General features: G+C 69.6%; 22 protein-coding genes and 1 pseudogene. 6 read left to right on the top strand and 17 right to left on the bottom strand.

Annotation, left to right across the window (positions count from 1 at the left end; all coding sequences use genetic code 11):
* Positions 1-12: 12 nt before the first annotated feature.
* Entirely contained in the window at positions 13-2,226 is a 2,214-nt protein-coding gene (locus ACGFU7_RS18125; RefSeq protein WP_393696927.1) for a germacradienol/geosmin synthase, read from the top strand.
* On the opposite strand, the gene ACGFU7_RS18120 is transcribed toward ACGFU7_RS18125, so the two are convergent.
* From ACGFU7_RS18120 to ACGFU7_RS18100, 5 genes are all read right to left on the bottom strand, one after another.
* Positions 2,202-4,604, bottom strand: a complete 2,403-nt coding sequence (locus ACGFU7_RS18120) for a glycoside hydrolase N-terminal domain-containing protein (protein WP_393696925.1) — start codon at positions 4,602-4,604, stop codon at positions 2,202-2,204. The genes ACGFU7_RS18125 and ACGFU7_RS18120 overlap by 25 nt on opposite strands.
* A 170-nt stretch (positions 4,605-4,774) precedes the next feature.
* Positions 4,775-5,275, bottom strand: coding sequence for a hypothetical protein (locus ACGFU7_RS18115; RefSeq protein ID WP_018550733.1), 501 nt, complete (start codon positions 5,273-5,275; stop codon positions 4,775-4,777).
* A 133-nt stretch (positions 5,276-5,408) separates the two neighbouring features.
* On the bottom strand, positions 5,409-5,816 hold the full coding sequence (locus ACGFU7_RS18110; RefSeq protein WP_393696923.1) for an ACT domain-containing protein: 408 nt from the start codon (positions 5,814-5,816) through the stop codon (positions 5,409-5,411).
* A 10-nt stretch (positions 5,817-5,826) separates the two neighbouring features.
* The gene (locus ACGFU7_RS18105; protein ID WP_393696921.1) at positions 5,827-6,426 is read right to left on the bottom strand and encodes a CGNR zinc finger domain-containing protein; all 600 of its coding nucleotides are present in this window, start codon (positions 6,424-6,426) and stop codon (positions 5,827-5,829) included.
* A gap of 29 nt (positions 6,427-6,455) precedes the next feature.
* Positions 6,456-6,650, bottom strand: a complete 195-nt coding sequence (locus tag ACGFU7_RS18100; protein WP_393696919.1) for a hypothetical protein — start codon at positions 6,648-6,650, stop codon at positions 6,456-6,458.
* A 42-nt stretch (positions 6,651-6,692) separates the two neighbouring features.
* On the opposite strand from ACGFU7_RS18100, the pseudogene ACGFU7_RS18095 reads away from it, so the two are divergent.
* Positions 6,693-6,764 (top strand): annotated as a pseudogene (locus tag ACGFU7_RS18095) (oxidase); the annotation flags it as partial.
* Positions 6,765-6,788: 24 nt separating this feature from the next.
* Here the strand turns inward: ACGFU7_RS18095 and ACGFU7_RS18090 are convergent.
* The 5 genes from ACGFU7_RS18090 to ACGFU7_RS18070 form a co-directional block, all read right to left on the bottom strand.
* Positions 6,789-7,031 carry a DUF397 domain-containing protein gene (locus ACGFU7_RS18090; RefSeq protein WP_393696917.1) on the bottom strand — a complete coding sequence of 81 codons (243 nt, stop codon included), beginning with the start codon at positions 7,029-7,031 and terminating at the stop codon, positions 6,789-6,791.
* A gap of 102 nt (positions 7,032-7,133) precedes the next feature.
* Entirely contained in the window at positions 7,134-8,300 is a 1,167-nt protein-coding gene (locus tag ACGFU7_RS18085; RefSeq protein ID WP_393696916.1) for a thiolase domain-containing protein, read from the bottom strand.
* On the bottom strand, positions 8,293-9,345 hold the full coding sequence (locus tag ACGFU7_RS18080; RefSeq protein WP_393696914.1) for a thiolase domain-containing protein: 1,053 nt from the start codon (positions 9,343-9,345) through the stop codon (positions 8,293-8,295). The genes ACGFU7_RS18085 and ACGFU7_RS18080 overlap by 8 nt, the downstream gene beginning before the upstream one ends.
* On the bottom strand, positions 9,346-10,287 hold the full coding sequence (locus ACGFU7_RS18075) for a Zn-ribbon domain-containing OB-fold protein (RefSeq protein WP_393696912.1): 942 nt from the start codon (positions 10,285-10,287) through the stop codon (positions 9,346-9,348).
* A 16-nt stretch (positions 10,288-10,303) separates the two neighbouring features.
* Positions 10,304-11,104 (bottom strand): crotonase/enoyl-CoA hydratase family protein, encoded by an 801-nt coding sequence (locus ACGFU7_RS18070; RefSeq protein WP_393696910.1) that lies wholly within the window; start codon positions 11,102-11,104, stop codon positions 10,304-10,306.
* A 167-nt stretch (positions 11,105-11,271) separates the two neighbouring features.
* Between ACGFU7_RS18070 and ACGFU7_RS18065 the strand changes: the two genes are divergently transcribed.
* The 3 genes from ACGFU7_RS18065 (at position 11,272) to ACGFU7_RS18055 (ending at position 15,289) form a co-directional block, all read left to right on the top strand.
* Entirely contained in the window at positions 11,272-12,900 is a 1,629-nt protein-coding gene (locus tag ACGFU7_RS18065) for an acyl-CoA synthetase (protein WP_393696908.1), read from the top strand.
* Between the two features lie 179 nt (positions 12,901-13,079).
* Positions 13,080-14,171: a nitrous oxide reductase family maturation protein NosD gene (locus ACGFU7_RS18060; protein ID WP_393696906.1), complete on the top strand. Its 1,092-nt coding sequence runs from the start codon at positions 13,080-13,082 to the stop codon at positions 14,169-14,171.
* 35 nt (positions 14,172-14,206) lie between these two features.
* On the top strand, positions 14,207-15,289 hold the full coding sequence (locus ACGFU7_RS18055) for a methyltransferase (protein ID WP_393696904.1): 1,083 nt from the start codon (positions 14,207-14,209) through the stop codon (positions 15,287-15,289).
* A gap of 96 nt (positions 15,290-15,385) precedes the next feature.
* On the opposite strand, the gene ACGFU7_RS18050 is transcribed toward ACGFU7_RS18055, so the two are convergent.
* The 7 genes from ACGFU7_RS18050 to ACGFU7_RS18020 form a co-directional block, all read right to left on the bottom strand.
* The gene (locus ACGFU7_RS18050; protein WP_393696902.1) at positions 15,386-15,718 is read right to left on the bottom strand and encodes a TcmI family type II polyketide cyclase; all 333 of its coding nucleotides are present in this window, start codon (positions 15,716-15,718) and stop codon (positions 15,386-15,388) included.
* 75 nt (positions 15,719-15,793) lie between these two features.
* On the bottom strand, positions 15,794-16,273 hold the full coding sequence (locus ACGFU7_RS18045; protein WP_393696900.1) for an SRPBCC family protein: 480 nt from the start codon (positions 16,271-16,273) through the stop codon (positions 15,794-15,796).
* Position 16,274: 1 nt separating this feature from the next.
* Positions 16,275-16,532, bottom strand: coding sequence for an acyl carrier protein (locus ACGFU7_RS18040; protein ID WP_393696899.1), 258 nt, complete (start codon positions 16,530-16,532; stop codon positions 16,275-16,277).
* A gap of 16 nt (positions 16,533-16,548) precedes the next feature.
* Positions 16,549-17,799, bottom strand: a complete 1,251-nt coding sequence (locus ACGFU7_RS18035) for a ketosynthase chain-length factor (RefSeq protein WP_393696897.1) — start codon at positions 17,797-17,799, stop codon at positions 16,549-16,551.
* Positions 17,796-19,064 carry a beta-ketoacyl-[acyl-carrier-protein] synthase family protein gene (locus ACGFU7_RS18030; RefSeq protein WP_393696895.1) on the bottom strand — a complete coding sequence of 423 codons (1,269 nt, stop codon included), beginning with the start codon at positions 19,062-19,064 and terminating at the stop codon, positions 17,796-17,798. The genes ACGFU7_RS18035 and ACGFU7_RS18030 overlap by 4 nt, the downstream gene beginning before the upstream one ends.
* On the bottom strand, positions 19,061-19,495 hold the full coding sequence (locus ACGFU7_RS18025; RefSeq protein WP_393696894.1) for a cupin domain-containing protein: 435 nt from the start codon (positions 19,493-19,495) through the stop codon (positions 19,061-19,063). The genes ACGFU7_RS18030 and ACGFU7_RS18025 overlap by 4 nt, the downstream gene beginning before the upstream one ends.
* Before the next feature lie 76 nt (positions 19,496-19,571).
* Complete coding sequence (locus ACGFU7_RS18020; protein ID WP_393696892.1) at positions 19,572-20,693, bottom strand: SchA/CurD-like domain-containing protein; 1,122 nt, start codon at positions 20,691-20,693, stop codon at positions 19,572-19,574.
* 267 nt (positions 20,694-20,960) lie between these two features.
* Between ACGFU7_RS18020 and ACGFU7_RS18015 the strand changes: the two genes are divergently transcribed.
* Complete coding sequence (locus ACGFU7_RS18015) at positions 20,961-22,589, top strand: FAD-dependent oxidoreductase (RefSeq protein WP_393696890.1); 1,629 nt, start codon at positions 20,961-20,963, stop codon at positions 22,587-22,589.
* Positions 22,590-22,609: the final 20 nt, after the last annotated feature.

Raw genomic sequence — 22,609 nt, 5'->3', positions numbered from 1 at the left:
GGCCGGACGCACATGGCACAGCCCTTCACCCTGCCGGACTTCTACGTTCCGTATCCGGCGCGGCTCAACGTCCATGTCGAGGAGGCACGACAGCACACCAAGAAGTGGGCGCGCAGCATAGGGATGCTGGAGGGTTCGGGTATCTGGGAGGAGAAGGACCTCGATTCCCATGACTACGCGCTGCTGTGCGCGTACACCCACCCCGACTGCTCGTCCGAGGCGCTTTCGCTGGTCACCGACTGGTATGTGTGGGTCTTCTTCTTCGACGACCATTTCCTGGAGCTGTTCAAACGCACCCCCGACCGTGAGGGCGGCAAACGGTATCTGGACCGGTTGCCCGCGTTCATGCCGATGGACCGTGGGGCTCAGCTGCCGGAGCCGACGAATCCGGTCGAGGCGGGGCTGGCCGATCTGTGGGCGCGGACGGTGCCGAGCATGTCCGACGCCTGGCGGGTCCGGTTCGCCCAGGCGACGAAGAACCTGCTCAACGAGTCACTGTGGGAGCTCGCCAACATCAACGAGGGACGTATCGCGAACCCCGTCGAGTACATCGAGATGCGCCGCAAGGTGGGCGGCGCCCCGTGGTCGGCGGGTCTCGTGGAGTACGCGGCGGGCGCGGAGGTCCCCGATTCGGTGGCCGGCGAGCGTGCGCTGCAGGTGCTGCGGGATGCCTTCTCCGACGGCGTACATCTGCGCAACGACCTCTTCTCGTACCAGCGGGAGGTCGAGGACGAGGGGGAGAACAGCAATGGTGTGCTGGTCCTTGAGCACTTCCTCGGCTGTTCCACGCAGGAGGCCGCCGATGCGGTGAACGATCTGCTGACGTCGCGGCTGCAGCAGTTCGAGAACACGGCGCTCACCGAACTCGGTCCGCTCTGCGCGGAGAAGGGGCTTGACCCGGCGGACACGGCGGCGGTTCTGGCGTACGTCAAGGGGCTGCAGGACTGGCAGTCGGGCGGTCATGAGTGGCACATGCGCTCCAGCCGCTACATGAACGACGGCGGTGCCGGTGAGGCCCGGCTCGGCTTCGGTATGGCCGCGGCGTCGGTCCGGTTCACTCCCCGCTCGGAAACGGCCCGGCTGCGCAGCCACACCCATGTGCCGTACCAGCATGTCGGCCCGTCCCTGCTGCCCGACTTCGAGCTGCCGTTCGGTACGACGCTCAGCCCGCATCTGGACGGGGCGCGGGTACGGATCGTCGACTGGGCGAACCGTATGGGAATCCTGGAGGCACAACCAGAGGTGCCGGGATCACACATCTGGGACGAGGAGCGGCTCGTCGCGATCGACCTGCCACTGTGTGCGGCGGGGCTGCACCCGGATGCGACACCGGAGGAGCTGGATCTGTCCTCGCAGTGGCTGACGTGGGGGACGTACGGCGACGACTGGTTCCCGGTGGTGCACGGGCGGGCGCGCGACCTGGCGGGGGCCAAGCTCGCCAATGAGCGTCTGTCGCTGTTCATGCCCCTGGACGGGTCCGGGACGCCCGAGCCGGTCAATGCTCTGGAGCGCGCTCTGGCCGATCTCTGGGCGAAGACCTCCGCCGCGATGGACGCGAGCGGGCGCCGTGCCTTCCGGACGGCGGTCGAGGACATGACCGCGAGCTGGGTGTGGGAACTGGCGAACCAGGTGCAGAACCGTATTCCGGACCCGGTGGACTACATCGAGATGCGACGGAAGACCTTCGGCTCGGATCTCACGATGAGTCTGTGCCGGCTGGGGCACGGCAGGAAGGTACCGGAGGAGATCTACCACAGCGGTCCGCTGCGCTCGCTGGAGAACGCGGCGTCGGACTACGCGTGTCTGCTCAACGACCTGTTCTCGTACCAGAAGGAGATCGAGTACGAGGGCGAGGTGCACAATGGCGTCCTGGTGGTGCAGAACTTCTTCGGGGTGGACTATCCGACCGGGGTGGCTATCGTGCACGACCTGATGAAATCGCGGCTGCGGCAGTTTCTGCACGTCGCCGAGCAGGAACTGCCAGTGCTGTACGACGACTTCGAACTGGACTCGGAGGCCAGAGAGATCCTGGCCGGGTACGTGCAGGAGCTCAAGCACTGGATCGCGGGCATCCTGATCTGGCACCGGGGCTGCCGGCGCTACCGTGAGCAGGATCTGCGGCGGGGCACCGGCACCCCGTGGCACCTCAGCGGTCCCACGGGGCTCGGTGTCTCGGCGGCGCGGGTGACCGCGCTGTTCGCTCAGGCCTCGGCCACCAGCGTGTAGCGTCCGCCCGCCCGTGCCTTGAAGACCTTCTCGCCGCCCGCGAACAGCGAGCTGCGGACGGTCACTTCGCGGCTGCGGCTCGCCGTGATCACCACACGGCGGGCCTGCCCCGCGGCCCACTCGATATCGACGGTGAAACCGCCCCGGGCGCGCAGTCCGCGTACCGATCCGTCCGGCCAGCTCGCCGGGAGTGCCGGGAGGATCTCGACGGAGTCGTGCTGGCTCTGCAGCAGCATCTCGGCGATGCCGGAGGTTGCACCGAAGTTGCCGTCGATCTGGAACGGCGGGTGGGTGTCCCAGAGGTTGGGCAGGGTGGAGTTCTTCAGCTGTTCGGCGAGCATCTTGTGGGCGTGGTTGCCGTCGCGCAGCCGCGCCCAGAAGTTGATCTTCCATGCCTTGGACCAGCCGGTGCCGCCGTCGCCGCGTGCTCCGAGGGAGACCTTGGCGGCCTCGGCCCACTCGGTGCCCGGTTCGATCTGCCGGCCGGGGTGCAGAGCGAAGAGGTGCGAGACATGTCGGTGATCGTCGGCCGGGTCGTCGCGGTCGGTCTTCCACTCCTGGAGCTGGCCCCAGGAGCCGATCCGCAGTCCGGGGTCGAGCCGGTCGAGGGCCGTCTCCAGGCGGCTGCGGAAAGCGGGGGCGTCGCCGAGAGTGCGGGCGGCCTCCAGGGTGTTGGTGAGGAGGTCGTGGACGATCTGCTGGGACATCGCGGCACCGGCGGTGAAGTCGCCGTGCTCGGGAGAGTAGCTGGGGGTGACGACGAGCAGTCCGTCGCGAGGGTCGATGCGCAGATTGGCCAGCCAGAATTCGGCGGCCTCCTTCATCGCCGGGTAGGCGGTGGAGCGCAGGTAGTCGGTGGAGCCGCTGAACCGGTAGTGCTCGTACATCTGCTGGGTGAGCCAGGCGGCGGCCTCCGGGAACCAGAAGGCGGTGGACCAGTCGTGGACCCCGGTGAAGCCGTACGGGTTGGTCTCGTTGTGCACCACCCAGCCGGCGGTCCCGAACATCTCCTTCGCCGTCTTCCGGCCGGGGGCGCGCATCGCCTCGATGTAGCGGTCGTACGGTGCGGTGGTCTCGGCGAGGTTGGTGACCTCGGCGAGCCAGTAGTTCATCTGCAGATTGATGTTGCTGTGGTAGTCGGCGGACCACGGCGGGGTGGTGGAGTTGTTCCAGACGCCCTGGAGGTTGGCGGGCAGCGAGCCGGCCCGTGAGGAGGCGATCAGGAGGTAGCGGCCGTACTGGAAGAACAGCGCCTCCAGGGCACGGTCGGCGGGGCTCGTACCGTCCGTGTACTGGGCGAGCAGCTGATCGGTGGGCAGGTCGGGCAGTTGCTGGCCGATGTCGAGGGCGACCCGGTCGAAGAGGGCGCGGTGGTCGCGTACGTGGGTGTCGCGGACCTTCTCGTACGAGGACCGGGCGGCAACGTCCACAGCGGCGGTGACCGCCCTGTGCGGGTCGTCGCCGCGGTAGGAGGGGTAGTGGTCGGCGTAGTCGGTGGCTGCGGCGAGGGCGAACCAGGCGCTGTCGGCGCCGGTCACGGTGAGGGTGCCGTCCGCACCGGCGGTGACGGTGCCGCCGCTGGTCCGGATGCGGATCTGGGCCTCGAAGCGCAGGCCGTTGTCCTTCAGCGCGCCACGTACGGTGAGCCGGTCCTTGTCGGCGGTGGCGGTGTAGTCACTGCGGGGTGAGGTGTAGCGCAGGGTGAAGGACACCTGTCCCGGACGGTCCGCGGCGAGGCGCCCCGCAATGACCTTGCCCGGGTGGGAGACGAAGAACTCCCGTGTGTGGACGGCCTCTTGATGGGTGTACGTGACGGAGGCGAGAGCGCTTCGCAGATCGAGTGTGCGTCGGTAGGAGGCGTCGGGGGCGGCCGGGACGTTCGGCAGGTCCAGCCGCAGGTCGCCGAAGACCTGGTAGGCGCCGTAGCCGCGGCGTGCCTGGCCGAGCTCGGCGGCAACGGCATCCGGGCCGAGAGCGCCCTGGCTGTCGAGGCGTTGCTGTACGTCGGCGAGGGCCCCGGGCCTGGGGGCGGTCCAGTTCCCGAAGTCGTAGCCCTCGGCGGAACCGGGGCCCCCGGTCCACAACGTCTTCTCGTTGAAGGTGAGCCGCTCGGAGGCCAGTGTTCCGTACACGCTCGCGCCGAGGGCGCCGCTTCCGATGGGCAGCGACTCGCGCTCCCAGTCCGCAGCCGGGGTGTTGTACCGGAGCGTCGGTTCCGCCGATCCCTTCGAGTGGGCGGAGCCTTTCGCCTCCTTTGATTCATCGGAGGTACTGGCGGCCGACGCCGTACCGGAAAGGGCAGGGATTCCCAGCGCCAAAACGCCGGTTGCGCCAATCGCTGTCTTCACTGTGGTGCGTCGCGTCATCCCGGATGTCATGCGGCCGACGGTAAAGGTCCGACGACTGACCCGACAAGGCATATGACAAAGCGGCCCCTTGGACAGAGGCCGCAAACACTTGGACAGATGGGTGATGTGTGCGTCCCGCAGCCGCCCGATGCGTAGGGGCGGCCGACGGAAGGGACGTTTCAGCCCTGCGGGAAGAGCTTTCAGCCCTGCTGGAAGAGCTCGGCGGGCAGGGGCTTCAGCAGGGTGTACAGATCGTCGGTGATCGGCCGGTCCCAGCTGGCGATGGTGACGAGCACGCCGTCGCTGCGGTCGAACTGGACGCAGGAGATCCGGCTCTCGGAGAGCTTGACGCGGCGGACGATCAGCAGGTTGTCGCCCTGCATCACGGGCATGTCCTCGGTGCCGGTGACCTCGACCGGCTCGTCGTTCTCGAGCGCGAGCAACAGCTGGGCGACCTCGAACGGAACCTGGCCCTCCTCGGTCTCGCGGGCGGGCGAGCCCTCCGGGAGATTGCCGATGATCATCGCGGGGCCGCGGCCGCCGAAAAGGTCGTAGCGCAGAAAGACGCCCTGACAGCTCCCGTCGGGCGCGGGCAGCAGGCCGGCGCCGAGGTTTCCGGGCCAGTCGCCCGGGTCCATGGCCAGGACGTCGAAGTCGGGGCCCGCGGGTGTGGCGGCGCTACGGCGGCGGAGGAAGGACATGCAGACATGTTACGTGTCCGGGCTCACGTTGCGGAGCCGGGTCTGCACCGGCCGGGGCGCGGCCGGGTCCGCCGCGCGGGCCCCATCGGCCCGACGGCCGCGCTGCGGCGGGTCTGCGGCTCGGACTCCGGCCCTACCCCTGGCCGGATTCCGCGGCCAGCGCCTCCAGCACGTCGACGGCCTCGGCGGCCCGGTCATGCGGAACGAACAGGTGGTCGTGGTGGAAGCCGGCCACCACATTGCAGCTCAGCCCGGCATCGGTGAGCGCCAGGGACACTGCGGCGGTGAGCCCCACCGCGTCCAGGGCGGAGTGGACACGGAGGGTGATCCAGCCCGCCACGTAGTCGTATCGCAGCCCGGCCGAGACGGCCTCCGCCTCCGGCAGCACCAGGGTGAGCCCTTCGGGCTCGGCGACCGTGACGACCGGGTTGACGCCCTCGGGCATCAGACCGTCGGGCGTGGTGGTGAAGACGTAGCGGCCCGGGTGCAGCTCCGGCCGCATGCCGCTCAGCAGGGTTCGAAGGTCGCGCTCGCCTGTCACGATCACCACGCTACGTGGTGCGGTGGCGCTCGTGGTGGCGTGCGACCCGGGCGCGGTTTCCGCAGGACGGCTTGCACCACTCCTGGCGGGGGTGCTCCTTGATGAAGTAGCGCACGCAGCGAGGGGCGTGGCAGGCGCGCAGGGCTGTGCGGTCCGGTCCGGAGAGGAAGCCGATGGCCGCGCGGGCGAGTGCGGCGGGCAGAGCGTTCCGTTCCGCCGCTGCGCCGGTCGGGTGGTCATGGGCGACGGGGTCTTGGTCCGGCGCCCAGTCGAGGCGTGGCACGGTCGGGACTGCGGCAGCGGCGGCATTGAGGCGGCGGAGCGCCTCCTCGAAGGGCAGCAGCCGTCCGGCATCGGCGGGGCTCGGCTCGCCAGGGCGGACGGCGTGGGCGAAGAGCGCCCGAACGGCGGCGCGCAGCGACCGTACGGCTTCGAGGCTCTGTTCGTCGGCCGCCCAGGTTTCGCCGTCCGACGCGTCGCCGAGAAGACCGCGCCGCTCGTGCACCCAGTGGGTCAGCCCGTCCGGGGTATCGAGGTCGTCGGCGACACCACCCCGCCCGTCGTGGCGGATGGTGAGGGCGAGGTCGAGTGCAAGCCGGATGTCGGACACAGTGCTAATGGTATCTCCGGCTCGGACCGTTACCTACAGCGGAGAGCGCCGAGCGGAGCGCGGCGGACTTCCTGGCCCGGGGTGCGCAGGCCAGGGCCGAGTCGCTGCTCGGGCGGCAGAGCGGCCCGCTCGGCGACCTCGCGAAGCGCGACGCGGCGGTACGGGAATCGCCGGCGCTCCTGGAGCGGGAGCCGGATCTCGTACCGCCGGGCTGGACGCTGCACACGGTGCGTCCGCAGAGTGTGGAGTTCTGACAGGGCGACAAGCAGCGCAGGCACACACGACTCAACTACCGTGCGACTGACGACGGTTGGGCGCGCGAGCTGCTGTGGCCCTGAACAGAGGCGTCGGGCGTCCGAGGCTCAGGTGAGGTCGAACTCGCCGTCGCGGGCGTTCACCACGAAGGCGCGCCATTCGGCCGGGGTGAAGATCAGCGACGGGTTGCCGGGTTTTCCGGCGTTGCGCATCGCGATGAATCCCTCAACAAAGGCGATCTGGACGTCGCCCGCGCCCTGACTGCCCGAACGCCAGTCCGCGTTGCTGAGATCGAGGTCCGGCTTGTCCCAGCCCGCAAAGGGCTGCCGGCTGGTGGTGCTCTCCGCCACGTCCGCTCCTCCCGCTTGTCGTCCCGGGCCAAAGACTAGCCATCGTCGGCGGCCTGGGACAGGCCGCGGGTCGGGCTTCCTCCGGTCCGGGACGGCCTGCGGTCACCGGGTGGGAGGTTCGGCTCCGACCAGCCACATGGAGAAGAACTGCGCCCCGCCGCCGTACGCATGACCGAGTGCCTTTCGCGCCCCCGCCACCTGGTGCTCGCCCGCCTGTCCCCGTACCTGCAGCGCAGCTTCGGCGAAGCGGATCATGCCGGAGGCGCCGATGGGATTGGTGGAGAGCACTCCGCCCGAGGGATTCACGGGCAGATCTCCGTCGAGTTCGGTGACGCCGGACTCGGTGAGCTTCCAGCCCTCGCCCTCGTCGGCGAAGCCGAGGTTCTCCAGCCACATCGGCTCGTACCAGGAGAACGGCACGTACATCTCGACGGCGTCGATCTCCCTTCGGGGGTCGCCGATCCCCGCCTGCCGGTACACATCGGCGGCGCAGTCCTTGCCTGCCTGCGGCGAGACGAAGTCCTTGCCGGCGAAGAGCGTCGGTTCGCTGCGCATCGCGCCGCCGTGCACCCAGGCGGGCGGATGCGGCGAACGGTCCGCGCCGGCACGGTCGGTGAGGATCATCGCGCAGGCCCCGTCGGAGGACGGGCAGGTCTCCGAGTAGCGGATCGGGTCCCAGAGCATCGGTGCGGACTGAACCTTCTCCAGGGTGATGTCCGGGTCATGGATGTGCGCGTACGGATTCTTGAGCGCGTTGCGGCGGTCCTTGTACGCGACGAGGGAGCCGACCGTGTCGGGGGCCCCGGTGCGGCGCATGTATGCCCGGACGTGCGGGGCGAAGAAGCCGCCGGCTCCGGCCAGCAGCGGTTGCTGGAACGGGATGGGCAGTGAGAGGCCCCACATGGCGTTGGACTCGGACTGCTTCTCGAAGGCGAGTGTGAGGACGGTGCGGTGCACCCGTGCGGAGACCAGGTTGGCGGCGACGAGTGCGGTGGAGCCGCCGACCGAGCCCGCGGTGTGCACCCGGAGCATCGGTTTGCCGACCGCGCCGAGGGCGTCGGCGAGATAGAGCTCCGGCATCATCAGGCCCTCGAAGAAGTCGGGGGCCTTGCCGATGACGACGGCGTCGATGTCCGCCCAGGTGAGTCCGGCGTCGTCCAGCGCGCGGACGGCGGCCTCGCGGACGAGTCCGGCGATGGAGACGTCCCGGCGGGCGGAGACATGCTTGGTCTGGCCGATGCCGACGACGGCCACGGGCTCCTTAGACATGAGCACTCTCCCCTTCGAGGACGGCGACCAGGTTCTGTTGCAGACAGGGCCCGGAGGTGGCGTGGGCGAGTGCCCGGTCGGACTCGCCGCGGTGGATGCGGGCCGCGGCCTCGCCGAGGCGGATCAGCCCGGCGACCATGACGGGGTTGGCGGCGAGCGCACCTCCGGACGGGTTGACGGTGACGCTGTCATCGAGCCCGAGCGCCTTGCGCAGCACCACCTCCTGGGAGGTGAACGGGGCGTGCAACTCGGCGGTGTCCACGGGCCGTTCGAAGACCCCGGCGCGTGTCGCGGCGAGCCGGGTGGACGGCGATTCGGTCAGTGCGCGGGCCCCGAGGCTGTGGGCCTCGATGCGGTGGTCGATACCGCGGATCCAGGCGGGTCGAGGGCACAGGGCCCGCGCGGTGTCGTCGGCGGCGAGGATCACGGCGGCCGCGCCGTCACCGACCGGTGGGCAGTCGCCGGTCCGCAGCGGCTGTACGACGTATTCGCCGGCCGGAACCGGGCCACTGAGCTGGGCGTGCGGGTTGTCCGCGGCGGCGGCGCGGCTGCGGGTGGCGATCGCTGCGAGGGCGGCCTCGTCGGTGTCACCCGCGTCGATCAGCGCCTGCGCCTGCAGTGCGGCGAGTGCGACGGAGTCCGGCCAGAGCGGGCCGACGTAGTACGGGTCGAGCTGGCGGGTGAGGACGTCACGCACCTCACCGGGCGAGGACTTTCCGTAGGCGTAGACGAGCGCGGTGTCGGCCTCGCCCGTCTGGATCTTCACCCAGGCCTCGTACAGAGCCCAGGCGCCGTCCATCTCCACATGGGACTCGGAGATCGGCGGGTACGCGCCGACGCCGTCGAGCGCCATGGTGAAGGAGAAGGCGCGGCCCGCGAGGTAGTCGCTGGATCCGGAGCAGGTGAAGCCGATGTCGCCGGCCCTGAGACCGGTCGCGTCCAGGACCTGATGGAGGACGGGCATCAGCATCTCGACTTCGGAGAGTTCGTCGGTGCGCCTCAGGTGGTCCGTCTGAGCGAAGGTGACGATCGCTACGTCTCGCATCTACAGCAGCTCCTTGTACGCGTCGTAGCCGGCGTCCGGCTCCCCGGTCGGCCGGTAGTGATCGGGGTGACGCCCGCCCTCGGTCCAGACGGGTTCGACCCGCAGGCCCATGCGCACCTGGTCGTACGGGATACCGCCGATCCGCGCATGCAGTGCGAGGTCCGCGCCGTCGAGTGCGATGTGCGCGTAGACGTACGGGACTTCGATATCGAGGTTCTTGGCCTTGATGTTGACGATGCAATACGTGGTCACGGTGCCGCGCGGGCCGACCTCGACCTGTTCCGCGGTGGCGACACCGCAGGTGGGGCAGGCGCCGCGGGGCGGTACGTAGACCTTGGTGCAGGACGGGCAGCGCTCGCCGACGATGCGCTGCTCGGAGAGTGCGCTGATGTACGCGCCCTGGGCGCGGCCGGGGGTGTACCGGTAGTCGAGGCGGGCCGGGGTGACGATGCCGTGGACGGGGTCGGTGAACTCACCGCTGTGCGGGGCCGGTTGACCGGCCTTACCGCCGTACGGTTCGAAGCAGGCGATGTCTGTGATGGCGCCGGTCCGTTCGGGGGCCCAGCGGATCCGTACCCGCATGCCGGTGCGGACGGCCTCCGGGCCGGGCGCGGCGAGGACATGCAGCAGGGCCGTGTCGGCGCCGTCGAGCCGGACGAGCACCCAGGCGAAGGGGATACCGAGGGGCTGGTCGGGGCGCGGGGCGGGGTTCCAGGCCCAGGTGGTGACGGTGCCGGTGGCGGCGACCTCGGTCAGTTCGCGGATCTCCTCCGCGGTGACGGGGTCGTACTCGACGGGTGGGACAAGGACCTTTCCCTCGCTGGTACGGACGCCGAGGACGGTGCGTTCGCGCAGCCCGGTGAGGAAGGCGCTCTGCACCGGTCCGAGGGAGCGGGTGAAGGGGAATTCGACCACCAGCGGTGCGCTGAGGATGTCGGACACGGTTGGCCTCCTTGGCTCAGGCACGCCGGTAGACGGGCGGGCGCTTCTCGGCGAAGGCACGGGCGCCTTCCTTGGCGTCGTCGGTGGCGAAGACGGGCCAGCCGCGTTTCAGCTCCGCGGCGAGGCCCTCGGTCTCGGTCAGCTCGGCGGTCTCGTACACGGAGGCCTTGACGGCTTCGACGGCGAGCGGTCCGCAGGCGTTGATCTGCTCGGCGACGGCAAGGGCCTGCTCCAGCGCGGTGCCGTCGGGGACGACCCGGCCGATCAGCCCGATGCGAGCCGCCTCCTCGGCGCTGTACGGCCGTCCGGTGAGGAGCATTTCGAGCGCGTGGGTACGGGCGATCTGGCGCGGCAGCCGTACCGTCGACCCCCCGATGGGGAAGAGGCCGCGCTTGACCTCGAAGAGCCCGAAGGTGGCGCTCGCCCCGGCGATACGTATGTCGGTGCCCTGCAGGATCTCGGTGCCGCCGGCCACGCAGTGGCCCTCGACGGCGGCGATGACCGGTTTTCGGGGGCGGTGGTGGCGCAGCATCGCCTTCCAGTGCAGATCGGGATCGGCGGTCATCCGGTCGCGGTACTGCTCGCCCTCCATCCCCTTGCCCGCCAGGGCTTTGAGGTCCATGCCGGCGCAGAAGCAGCCGCCCGCGCCGGTGAGGACGACCGAGCGGACGGTGTCGTCCTCGTCCGCCGCCAGCCAGCCGTCGTACAGACCGACCAGCATCGGCAGCGAGAGGGCGTTCTTCGCCTCCGGCCTGTTCAAGGTGAGCACCAGCGTGGCGCCCTCGCGCTGCGCGGTGAGGTGTTCCGTACCACCCATTGCCTGCCTCCCGTCTCAAGACCTAGAACAGGTTGCAGTAGGTGGGGGTCCAGTTCAATAGTTTTCTGACAGTCAGTCAGATTTCTTCGACGGCACCCCTTCCCACTTGCGCCTCCCGGCGCTCTAATGACCGCCGAGCCAGTCAGCATCCGGGGTCAGGAGGAACGGTGGAGTACAACCTTGCCGACCTGTTCGAGTCGGTCGTCGACGCGGTCCCGGAACGCGAGGCGCTCGTCTACCTCGACCATCCCGGCACGGGCGCGGAGCGCCGGCTGACGTACGCGGAGCTGGACGCGGCCGCCAACCGCATCGCCCACCATCTGATCGAGGCGGGCATCGCCCCCGGCGAGCATCTGGGGCTGCACCTCTACAACGGAGTCGAGTACCTCCAGACAGTGCTGGCGTGCCTCAAGGCCCGCATTGTCCCCGTCAATGTCAACTACCGTTACGTGGAAGAGGAGTTGGCTTATCTCTACCGTGACGCGGATCTGGCGGCGCTGACCTTCGACGCCGAGTTCGACGAACGGGTCGCGGCCGCCGCGCCGAAGGCCCCGACCCTCCGTCATCTGATCAAGGTGGGGGCGTCGGTGGCGGGTGTACGCGGTCCGGACGCGGTGGCGTTCACGGACGCCGAGGCGGCCGGGAGCCCGGAGCGCGGCTTCCCACCGCGTTCGGCCGACGACCAGTTCATCATCTACACCGGTGGCACGACCGGAATGCCCAAGGGTGTGATGTGGCGTCAGGAGGACCTCTTCTTCTCCGGCCTCGGCGGCGGTGCGCCGACCGGTGAGCCGGTGAAGACCCCGCAGGAGCTGGCCGAGCGGGTGGCCGCGGGCGGCGACGGAATCACCTTCTTCCCCACTCCCCCGCTGATGCACGGCACCTCGACGCTCACCGCGTTCATCGGTTTCAACTTCGGGCAGCGGGTCGTGATCCACCGCAAGTTCGTGCCCCAGGAGGTGCTCCGTACGATCGAGAAGGAGAAGGTCACCAGCGTGTCCCTGGTGGGCGATGCGATGCTGCGGCCGTTGATCGACGCATTGAAGGGCCCACTGAAGGGCACCGACTGTTCGTCGATGTTCTCCATCTCCAGCTCGGGCGCGATCATGTCGGACTCGGTGCGCGCGGAGTTCCAGGCACTGGTGCCCACGGTGATGCTGCTGAACAACTTCGGCTCGTCGGAGTCCGGTTTCAACGGCACGGCGACGGCGGATTCGGGCCCGGAGAAGGGGTTCCGGCTCCAGGTCAACTCCCGTACAGCGGTGGTCGATCCGGCGACGTGCGAGCCGGTTGCCCCGGGCGAGCCGGGGCGGATCGCCCAGCGCGGCCATGTGCCGCTCGGGTACTACAACGACCCGCAGAAGACCGCGGAGACGTTCTTCCGCCGGGGCGACGAGCACTGGGTCCTGCTCGGCGACATGGCGACCGTCGACGCGGACGGCATCGTCACGGTCCTCGGCCGGGGCTCGCAGTGCATCAACACCGGGGGCGAGAAGGTGTACCCCGAGGAGGTCGAGCAGGCGCTGAAAGCCCATCCGGATGTGTACGACGCACTGGTCGCCGGGGTGCCCGACGAACGGTGGGGAAACCATGTCGCGGCGGTGGTGCAGCTGCGCGAAGGGGCGGCCGAGCCCTCGCTCGACGACGTCCAGGCACACTGCAGGACCCGTCTGGCCGGCTACAAGATCCCCCGCCGGCTGGTGATCACCCCGCAGATCCAGCGCTCACCGAGCGGCAAGGCCGACTACCGGTGGGCCCGCTCGGTCGTCGCGCCCCGGCGCGGACCCGAGGACTGAGACCGGAGACCTGGAGCCGAGGACCGAAAGTCACCCCGGCCCGGATCACCCGAGTGCACCGTCGCGCGTCCGCCCCGGACACCGGGCCGCAGACCCCGGAGTAAGCCATTCGGGCACGCCCTGTACCCATCCGCTCACTTTATGTGGCAATAGGGGGAAATCGCCCATAGCTTCGGCTCATGAGGAAACGACACATCAAGAGCCTTGTCGCGGTCGCGGTCGTCTCGGCCGCGGGAATCGGCGCGGTCGCGGTCATTCAGTCCGCCTCCGCCACCGACACCGCCACCGCCACGAGCCCGCGTGTGGTGCACCCCGGCGAGTCGATCCAGAAGGCGGTGAACGCCGCCAAGCCGGGTGACACGGTCGTCGTCCTGCCCGGCACGTACCGGGAGACCGTCCTGATCGACAAGCCGGACCTGACCCTGCGCGGCCTCGGCGGCCGCACCGTCATCAAGCCCCCGGCGAAGAGCACGAAGACCGCCGACGCCTGTGCGAAGGCCGGCAGCGGAGTCTGCGTCCTGGGTAAAAAGGGCCGGACCGTCGACGGCGTGAGCATCGACTCGCTCACCGTCTCCGGATTCAAGAAGAACGGCATCTGGGCCTCCTGGACGGACCGGCTGACCGTCCGGCGGGTGACCTCCGAGCACAACGGCGTCTGGGGCATCGCCCAGGAGCGCTCCACCCGCGGCCGTTTCATGGGCAACACCGCCCGTGCCAACGGCGACGCGGGCATCTTCGTCGCGAACACTGTCAACGAGGAGGGCGGCGCCACCGACACCCGCGGCACCGAGCTCCAGGACAACTCACTGACGGACAACCGGATCGGGTTCACCGCCAGGCGCGTCAGAAACCTGTCGGTCCACGACAACACCCTCACCGGCAACTGCAGCGGTGTGTTCGTCGTGGGCGACGAGGGCAGGCCGCAGGCCGGAGCCATGACGATCCAGTCCAACCAGATCACCGACAACAACAAGTCCTGCGCCAAGACCGAACGGCTGCCCGCCATCCAGGGTTCCGGCATCGTGCTCACCGGCGCCGCGGACACCCAGGTGCGCTCGAACACGATCAGCAACAACGTGGGCGCCACGCCGCTCTCCGGCGGCGTCGTGCTGTTCAAGAGCTTCGTGGGCACGAAGAACACCGGCCACACCATCAGCGGCAACGTCGTGCTCGGCAACAAGCCTGCCGACCTGGCCAATGGGGACACCGGTAAGGGCAACACCTTCGTCGCCAACGTGTGCACGAAGTCCACACCGACCGGGATGTGCTGATCGGTGCACCCCCGCACGAGGAGAAGCGAAACAGCATGACCACTGTGAGTCCCACCCCCACTCCCACACCGACTCCCGTACACGCCGCCCTCCCGCACCCCGTCACGCCCCCTCAGCCGGCCATGCAGCTGCGCGAGATCGTCTTCGGGGCGGCCCGCGCAGCCGCCGTGCGCGCCGCGGCCCAGCTGGGCGTCGCCGACGCGCTGGGCGAGACACCCGCGACCGCACAGGAGCTCGCGGCGCTGGTGAAGGCCGAGCCGGTGCCCCTGCGCCGGCTGCTGCGCGCCCTGTCCTGCTACGGGATCTTCACCGAGACCCCGGACGGGTACTTCGCCCACACCGAGATGTCCCGCCTGCTGCGCGAGGACGACCCGAACAGCCTGCGCTACATCTCCCTGTGGTGCACCGAGCCCTGGACCTGGGAGGTCTGGCCGCACCTCGACGACGCGGTGCGTACCGGCAAGAGCGTCTTCGCGGACGTGCACGGCAAGGGGTTCTTCGACTACCTCCACCAGGACGCCCACGAGTCGGCCCAGATCTTCAACCGGGCCATGACCACCTCCAGCATGCAGTCCGCGCTGGATGTCGCCGAACTCCTCGACCTCACCGGGGTGTCCGCCGTCGCCGACATCGGCGGCGGCCAGGGGCACGTACTGGCGAGCCTGCTGGAGAAGCACCCGTCGCTCCGCGGCACCCTGATGGACCTGCCGGGTGTGGTGGCGCGGGCCGACGCCCGGCTGCGGGACGAGGGGCCGCTCGTCGACCGGACTCGTATCGTGGCCGGGGACTGCCGCGAGGCCATCCCCGTCGAGGCCGATCTCTACATCATCAAGAACATCCTGGAATGGGACGACGACAGCACACGCAGAACGTTGCGCAATGTTGTCGCGGCGGCCCGCCCGGGAGCCAGGGTCGTCGTCATCGAGAACCTCGTCGACGACACCCCGTCGATGCGGTTCACCACCGCGATGGACCTGCTGCTCCTCCTCAACGTCGGCGGTGCGAAGCACACCAGGGAAAGCCTGGTCAGCCGCATCTCGGATGCCGGGCTGCTGATCGGCAAGGTCGTCCCGGTCAACCCCTACCTCCACGCGTTCGAATGCGTGGTCCCTGACTGATTCCCCATCGCGGGAACTCCCCCGGGAACTCCCCCGGGGGCAACGGAAATCGCCCCGGGTCCGGCCAGTCGGCCGGACCCGGGGCGATCGTTCGCCTCAAGCGGTGGTGCCGCGCTCCCACCGGTAGAACTCGTGAGCCATGGCGTCCTTGGGGCTGCGCCAGGTCTTCGGGTCGTACGCGCTCACATAGGCGGTGAGCTTGTCGCTGATGTCCTTGAACGCCGGGTGCTCCGTCACCTTGGCAATCTCGGGGCCCGGCGGGCGCTCCGATTCGATCAGGTGCAGATAGACGTCGCCGAACTGGAAGAGCTTGCGCCTGGTGACGCCGACGAGGTGCGGCAGTTCGCTGCTGTCGGAGGCGGCGAACAGCTCGGCGATGTCCGGCGCCGAACCCGGCGCCATCCGGGCGACGATCAGAGCGTGGTGCATCGTGGGATGCCTTTCTGGTTCCCGGCCCGCCACCCGGCCGGGCGGCCGGGTGGCGGGCCGTGGGTGGACGGCGGGTCAGCCGGCGGTGACCGAGGCGGTACGACGCTCGCGGGCGCGCTGCTCGATCTTGTCCCGGATGAGCTCCATCTGGACCTTGGAGTTGCGGTTGATGTTGTCGGTCATCCACGCGTCGTCGACGGGTGCGTCGGGCCGCATCGCAAAGTCCTGGGCCCAGTGCAGTTTCGTACCGCCGGGGACCTCCGAGTACTCCCAGCGGATGTTCATGTGCTGGAACGGGCCCGGCTCGACACGGCGGGCGCGGACCGTGCGTCCGGCGCGGTCGACGGTCCGCTCGGATACCCAGCTCCAGACCTTGTCGTTCTCGTCGGGGTGCATGGTCAGGCGGAACGTCGTGCTGTCGCCGTCCCGTTCGATGACTTCGACCGCGGCGTACTCGCTGAACAGCCGCGGCCAGTTCTCCAGATCGTTCGTCACTTCCCAGACGAGGTCCAGGGGGGCGGCGATGGTGATCTCGTTCTCGGTGTGTCCGGACACTTCAGGCTCCAGTCATGAGGGTGTGGTTGACGAGGTCGAGGAACTCCTGGGGGGTCTTGCAGCGGTCGGCGTCGGCCGGCAGCGCCCTGCCGTGCCGGTTCTCCAGCACGCCGACGATGCCGAGAAGGCCGAGCGAGTCGAGGCCGAACTCGTCGAAGGCGGACCCGGGGCGCTTCTCCATGTCCAGCGGGTCGACGGTGAGCCCGGCGCCCTTCTTCATCAGGACGGCGAGTTCCGTGTAGGTCAGTCGATCGGTCATGAGGATTTCTCCTTACTCACGCTTGGATGTCGGTGGGGCGCCGCAGCACCATCGCCGCGTTCGAGCCCATGAGCCCGCGGCTGAGCACGAGCGCCGTCCGCAGTTCCGCGGGGCGCGCCTGGCCGGTGACCACGTCGAGGTCGTAGCACACGTCGTAGACGTTCGGGGTGGGCGGTATCAGCGCGTTCTCCATGGAGAGCACGGCGGCGGCCGCATCCAGCACCGGCGCACCGCAGTAGGCGCGTCCGATGCCGGTCTTGGGCGCCGTCACCGGTACCTGCCGGCCGTGCGCGCCGAGTGCGTCCGCGATCGCGAGCGCCTCGGCGCGGTCGGCCGCCGGTACGCCGAGGGCGTCCGCGAAGACGACGTCGATCTCGTCCGGCGCGCAGTCGGCCTCCCGCAGGGCGCCGATGATCGCCTGGGCGAGGCCCTCCCGGGACTCCTCCCACCGGGACGCTCCGGTGAACGTGGCGGCGTGCCCGGCGACTTCGGCCCGGACATGGGCCCCGCGCCGACGGGCCGACTGCTCCTCCTCGACCACCAGCATGGCGCCGCCCTCGGCCGGTACGAAGCCGCAGGCGTCGGAGGTGAACGGCCGGTAGGCGCGGGCGGGGTCGTCGCTGGTGCTCAGGTCCGCGTACCCGAGCTGGCAGACGACCGAGTAGGGCGCCAGCGGTGCCTCGGCCGCGCCCACCACCACCGCTTCGGTGCCGCGGCGGATCGAACGGGCGGCATGCGCCAGCGCGTCCAGACCGCCCGCCTCGTCGCTGGCCACGACCGCGCACGGCCCCTTGAAGCCGCCGCGGATCGAGATCTGGCCGGTGCTGGCGGCGTAGAACCAGGCGATGGACTGGTACGGGCCCACATAGGTGGATCCCTGTCCCCACAGCCGTTGGAGTTCACGCTGGCCGAATTCGCCGCCGCCGGACCCGGCAGCGGTCACCACGCCGACGTCGAAGGGCGAATTCTCGTAGTCGGCGCGGCCCAGCCGGGCGTCGTCCAGCGCGATGTCCGCGGCTGCCATCGCGAAGTGCGTGAACCGGTCGGTCTGGACGACGAAGCGCTCTTCGATCAGCTCGGCCGCCTCGAAGCCCCGCACCTCGCCCGCGACCCGCAGCGGAAGCTGCTCGCACCCCTCGCGGGTGACCCGGTCGAGGACACTGATCCCTTCGTGCGTCCTCTTCCAGAAGGCCTCGGTGTTGGTGCCGTTGGGGGCGACGACACCGATGCCCGTGACGACGGTGCGCCGGGCTTTTCGGGTTCTCATGGTGTCCTCCCACCTGTTCGCGTCAGGGCCACCGCGGACTGGAAGCCGCCGAACCCGCTGCCGACCGAGAGAACGCTGCGCAGCTTCCGGGGCCGTGCGGTGCGCGGCACGTAGTCGAGGTCGCACTCCGGGTCCGGGCTCTCGTAGTTCGCCGTCGGCGGCACCGTCTGGTGGACCAGGGCGAGTACGCAGGCGGCGATCTCTATGGCCCCGATCGCCCCCAGCGAGTGACCGACCATGGATTTGATCGAGCTCATCGGTACGTCATAGGCGTGCGCACCCAGTGCCCGCTTCACGGCGGCCGTCTCGTGCCGGTCGTTCTGCTTGGTGCCCGAGCCGTGTGCGTTGACGTAGTCGATCTGCGAGCCGTCTATGCGGGCGTGGCCGAGCGCGCGGTTGATCGCCTCGGCCATCTCCAGACCTTCGGGGGTCAGCCCGGTCATGTGGTAGGCGTTGCCGAAGGTGGCGTAGCCCGCGATCTCGCAGTACACGGTCGCGCCGCGGGCCCGGGCGTGCTCCAGTTCCTCCAGCACGAGCACCGCTCCGCCCTCGCCCATGACGAAGCCGTCGCGGCGGGAGTCGAACGGCCGGGAGGCGTGCTCGGGATCGTCGTTGTTCGCCGAGGTGGCCTTGATCGCGTCGAAGCACGCCACCGTGATCGGGGTGATCGGTGAGTCGGACGCCCCGGCAATGCAGACGTCGACGCGGCCCTCCTCGATGGAGTGGAAGGCGTACCCGATCGCGTCGAGACCGGAGGTGCAGCCCGTGGAGACGGTCTGCACCGGGCCGTGCGCACCGACCTGTTCGGCCACCGCCGAAGCGAGGGAGCTGGGTGAGAAGGCCCGCTCCAGATGCGGACCGGCCGGCCGGTGGTCGACATCCCAGCGGGCACCGCTGCCGCTGACGGCGACGTAGTCGTGCTCCAGTCGGGTGGTGCCGCCGACCGCGGTGCCCAACGACACACCCATGCGCCAGGGGTCCACCTTCTCCGGGTCGAGCCCCGCGTCACCGAGGGCCTCCCTGGCGGCCACCATCGCAAACTGGACGTACCGGTCGGACCTGGCGACCTGATCCGCGTCCAGCCCGTGCGCCGCCGGGTCGAAGTCGCACTCGGCGGCGATACGGGAACGGAAGCCGGCCGGGTCGAAGAGCGTGATGCCCCGGGTCGCGGTGCGTCCGTTCGCGAGGAGGTCCCAGAAGGCCGGTGCGCCGATGCCGCCGGGGGCCACGACGCCGACACCGGTGACCCCCACGCGGCGGGTCATGAGGCGGCCTCCGTTCGTTCCGGCGGCGCGACGCGCTCGGCGGACTCCGTGTGCTCTGTGTCGACGTGGCCGAGTTCCGGGCGCGGGGCGAGCGGGCCGAGGTGGAAGACCATGCGGGCCTCGACGTCGCCCACGTTTCGGAATCGGTGGCGTACGTGGGGAGGGATCAGCAGGCCCTGGTCGGGCTGCATCCGGTGCGGTTCGCCGTCCAGATCCACCTCCAGGAGACCGTTCACGACGTACACGAACTCCTCGGAGTACGGGTGGTAGTGCTCGCCGATGCGGTCGCCGGGCTGAACGATGGCCAGCCCCATGAAGCCGCTGGTGGCTCCCACCGCCGTCGGCGTGAGCATGGCGCGAAGGTCGCCTCCGCGCCTGCGGTTGGGCTGCGTCTCGCTGAGGTCCACGATGCGTGGCCGGTGCATGGTCATGACTGCTTTCCTCCTGGCGCATTGCGCGTTGTATTGACGGGTTGAGCGAGAACCCCCCAGGGTGCGGATGCGCGGTTCAGGACTCCATGGCACACCGATCTGTGACCAGGGTCATCTCGGACTCCGTGAGGAAGTGCGAGATCCCCTGCTCGGTCGTGGGCACGGCGTTCGCGCCGCCGTCGAGGAGACGTCCGAGCCTGGCCACCTTGCCGGGGCCGTCGATGCCGACCACCTGGGCCGGCTGCGCGTCGATCGGTCCGACCGCTTCGAGGAGGCGGACGACGACGTCGTCGCGCTGGAAGATGGTGCTGCTGTCGATGATGCTCGCCGGGTCGTCGGCCGCCTCCTCGTCGTGGCCGGCGAGCAGCCGGGCGAGTGCCATGCCGCAGCCCTCCTTGGCCTGGTAGAAGAGCGCGTGCCGGCGGATGTCCTCGGCCTTGTGCCGGCCCGCGGTCACGTGGTGGACGGTCGGGAGCGCCGCTCGGGTGAAGAACATCCGGGCGGAGTCCGGGTCGCTGAGGTCCCGGTCCTGCTCCAGATACGGGTTGATGGCCTCTTCGACGGCCCTGACCTCGGGCTGCCGGGAGACGTGCCGCAGGGCCGCGAGAAGGTCGCCCTCGACCTCGACGGCCCGCACGACACGGTTTCCGTGCATGAAGAGCGAAGTGCGGCGCAGTCGGGTTACTTCGTCGACACGAGCCTTCGGGGAATCGTAATCGGCCAGGATCTTCGCCACGATGTCCTCTGTGCCCGGCTTGACGGTGAAGGTGAGCGCGTGGCGCACCACTCCGTCGCCCAGCCGGGGTGACGCCTGCAGCCGGCCCTTGGCCGCCTCGGGCGCCAGCTCGAATGCCTTGCCGGTCTCCCGCAGGACACTGAAGCGCAGCGAACGGGTGTCACGTACGCAGCTGTGCAGCGGCTGGACCGTCGCGACGTGCTCCTCGCTGTTCACCCAGGCGAGGAACGGCGGTGCGCTCTCCCATTCGCTGGTGATCAGCCACTGGGAGGGGTTCTCGATGGACTGGCACAGCTGGTCGCTGATGTGCCCGGGGACGGATGCCACCTGATTGCGCAGGTGCTCATACGCCTCCAGGAACTGCTTCTGGGCCCCGTCGTAGAGGTCCAGCAGCAGTACGACACGCAGCCTGGAACCGTCGAAGGCGGACTGGGAGATCCGTTCCGAGAGGGTGGTGGTCATCTTTCGATCTCCTTCGAGACGGTGTCGTGGCCGGGCCGGATGCCATGCCGTCAACCGTCGGTTGGCGAGTGGATTCGGAGCGGGGACTCTCCCGGCGGATGTGATCGGTCCGCCCCCGTGACCGCGGGCATCGTCTCCGTGACCGATCGTGAAACGCTGGTCCGGGTGGCGCGAGATTTATGAACCGTTCAGGTGAGCGGCCGTCCGAACCGCTCCGACGAGGGCATTGAACAATGCAACCGAACGGCGTCCGAGCTGGAGCAACTGATGAACGAGAACGTCGACATTCGCGTACCGGTCCTCATCGTGGGCGGCTCCCTGGTGGGCCTGTCCGCCTCACTTTTCCTCGGCCGGCTCGGCATTGAGCATCTGCTGGTCGAGAAGCACCGATCCACCTCGACACATCCTCGCGGACGCGGCAACAACGTGCGCACGATGGAGGTGTTCCGCGCGGCGGGCGCCGAGCCGGGCATCCGGGAGGCGGCCTCGGTCCTCGCCGACAATCACGGCATCCTGCAAGCCGGCTCGCTCACCGGGGACGACCAGGAGTGGCTGTTCAAGCAGATCGACCCGGGTGGCGGTATCGCCCGCTTCAGCCCGACCGGCTGGTGCCTGTGCAGCCAGAACGATCTGGAACCCGTGCTGGTGAAGCTGGCCCGCGAGCAGGGCGGTGATCTGCGGTTCTCCACCGAAATGCAGAGCTTCGACCAGGACGGGTCGGGGGTGGACGCGGCGCTCAAGAACCGGGAGACCGGAGAGCACATCAGTGTGCGCGCGGACTACCTCATCGCGGCCGACGGGCCACGCAGCCCCATCCGTGAGCAGCTGCGCATCGACCGGACGGGGCCCGGTGATCTCTTCCACAACGTCAGCATCACCTTCCGCTCCCGGCAGCTCGCCGATGTACTGGGCGACCGGCGCTTCATCGTCTGCTACCTGACCAACCCCGCAGCGGACGGGGCCCTGTTGCCGGTGGACAACAAGAAGGAGTGGGTTTTCCACGCGCCGTGGCAGCCCCAACTTGGCGAAACCCTGGAGGACTTCACCGACGAGCGGTGCGCCGAGCACATCCGTACGGCGGTCGGCGCTCCGGACATCGACATCGAGATCACCGGCAAGGCCCCGTGGCACGCCGCGGAGCGGGTCGCGGAGCGGTACGCGTCGGGCAGGGTCTTCCTCGCCGGGGACTCGGCCCATGAGATGTCCCCCACCGGGGCGTTCGGCTCCAACACCGGTATTCAGGACGCGCACAACCTGGCCTGGAAGCTCGCCGCCGTACTGAAGGGCGAGGCGGGCCCGGGTCTGCTGGGCACCTACGAGGCGGAGCGACTGCCGGTGGCGCAGGCGACGAGCGCGCGGGCCTCGGCGCGCTCCAGCGAGCACAGCCACCCCGGATACGCGGCGGCGCCGGGCGTGGGCGGCGGGAAGCAGGGCGGCATGCTCACCGTAGCGCTGGGCTACCGCTATCTCCGCGGCGCCGTGCTGGGTGCTGATCCACAGCAGCCGGTGGTACCGCAGGGAATGCAGCTGAACGGTCAACCCGGCAGCCGTGCACCGCATCTGTGGGTCCGTCAGGCCGGTGATCGCAAGTCCACTCTGGATCTGTACGAGCACACCCTCGTGCTGCTCACCGACGGTGAGGACCGGGTGTGGCGGCGGGCGGCGGCGCGGGTCGCCGACCGGCTTTCGGTACGACTCCAGGCGTACGGCATCGGCCCGGGCGCCGATCTGGAACCGGAGAACGGGGCCGACTGGGCCGAGATCCACGGCACGACGCCCGAAGGCGCTGTGCTGGTGCGTCCCGACGGCTTCGTGGCCTGGCGGTCGACGGGTTCCGTGGCCGACGCCGAGGCCACCCTCCTGGAGGCCCTGACCTCCCTGCTGCACCGGTCCTGACGCAGCCGTCGGGCGCCCGG

This window comes from Streptomyces sp. NPDC048473 (assembly GCF_043200155.1).
GTDB lineage: Bacteria > Actinomycetota > Actinomycetes > Streptomycetales > Streptomycetaceae > Streptomyces.
This window is presented reverse-complemented; position numbering and strand designations above follow the sequence as displayed.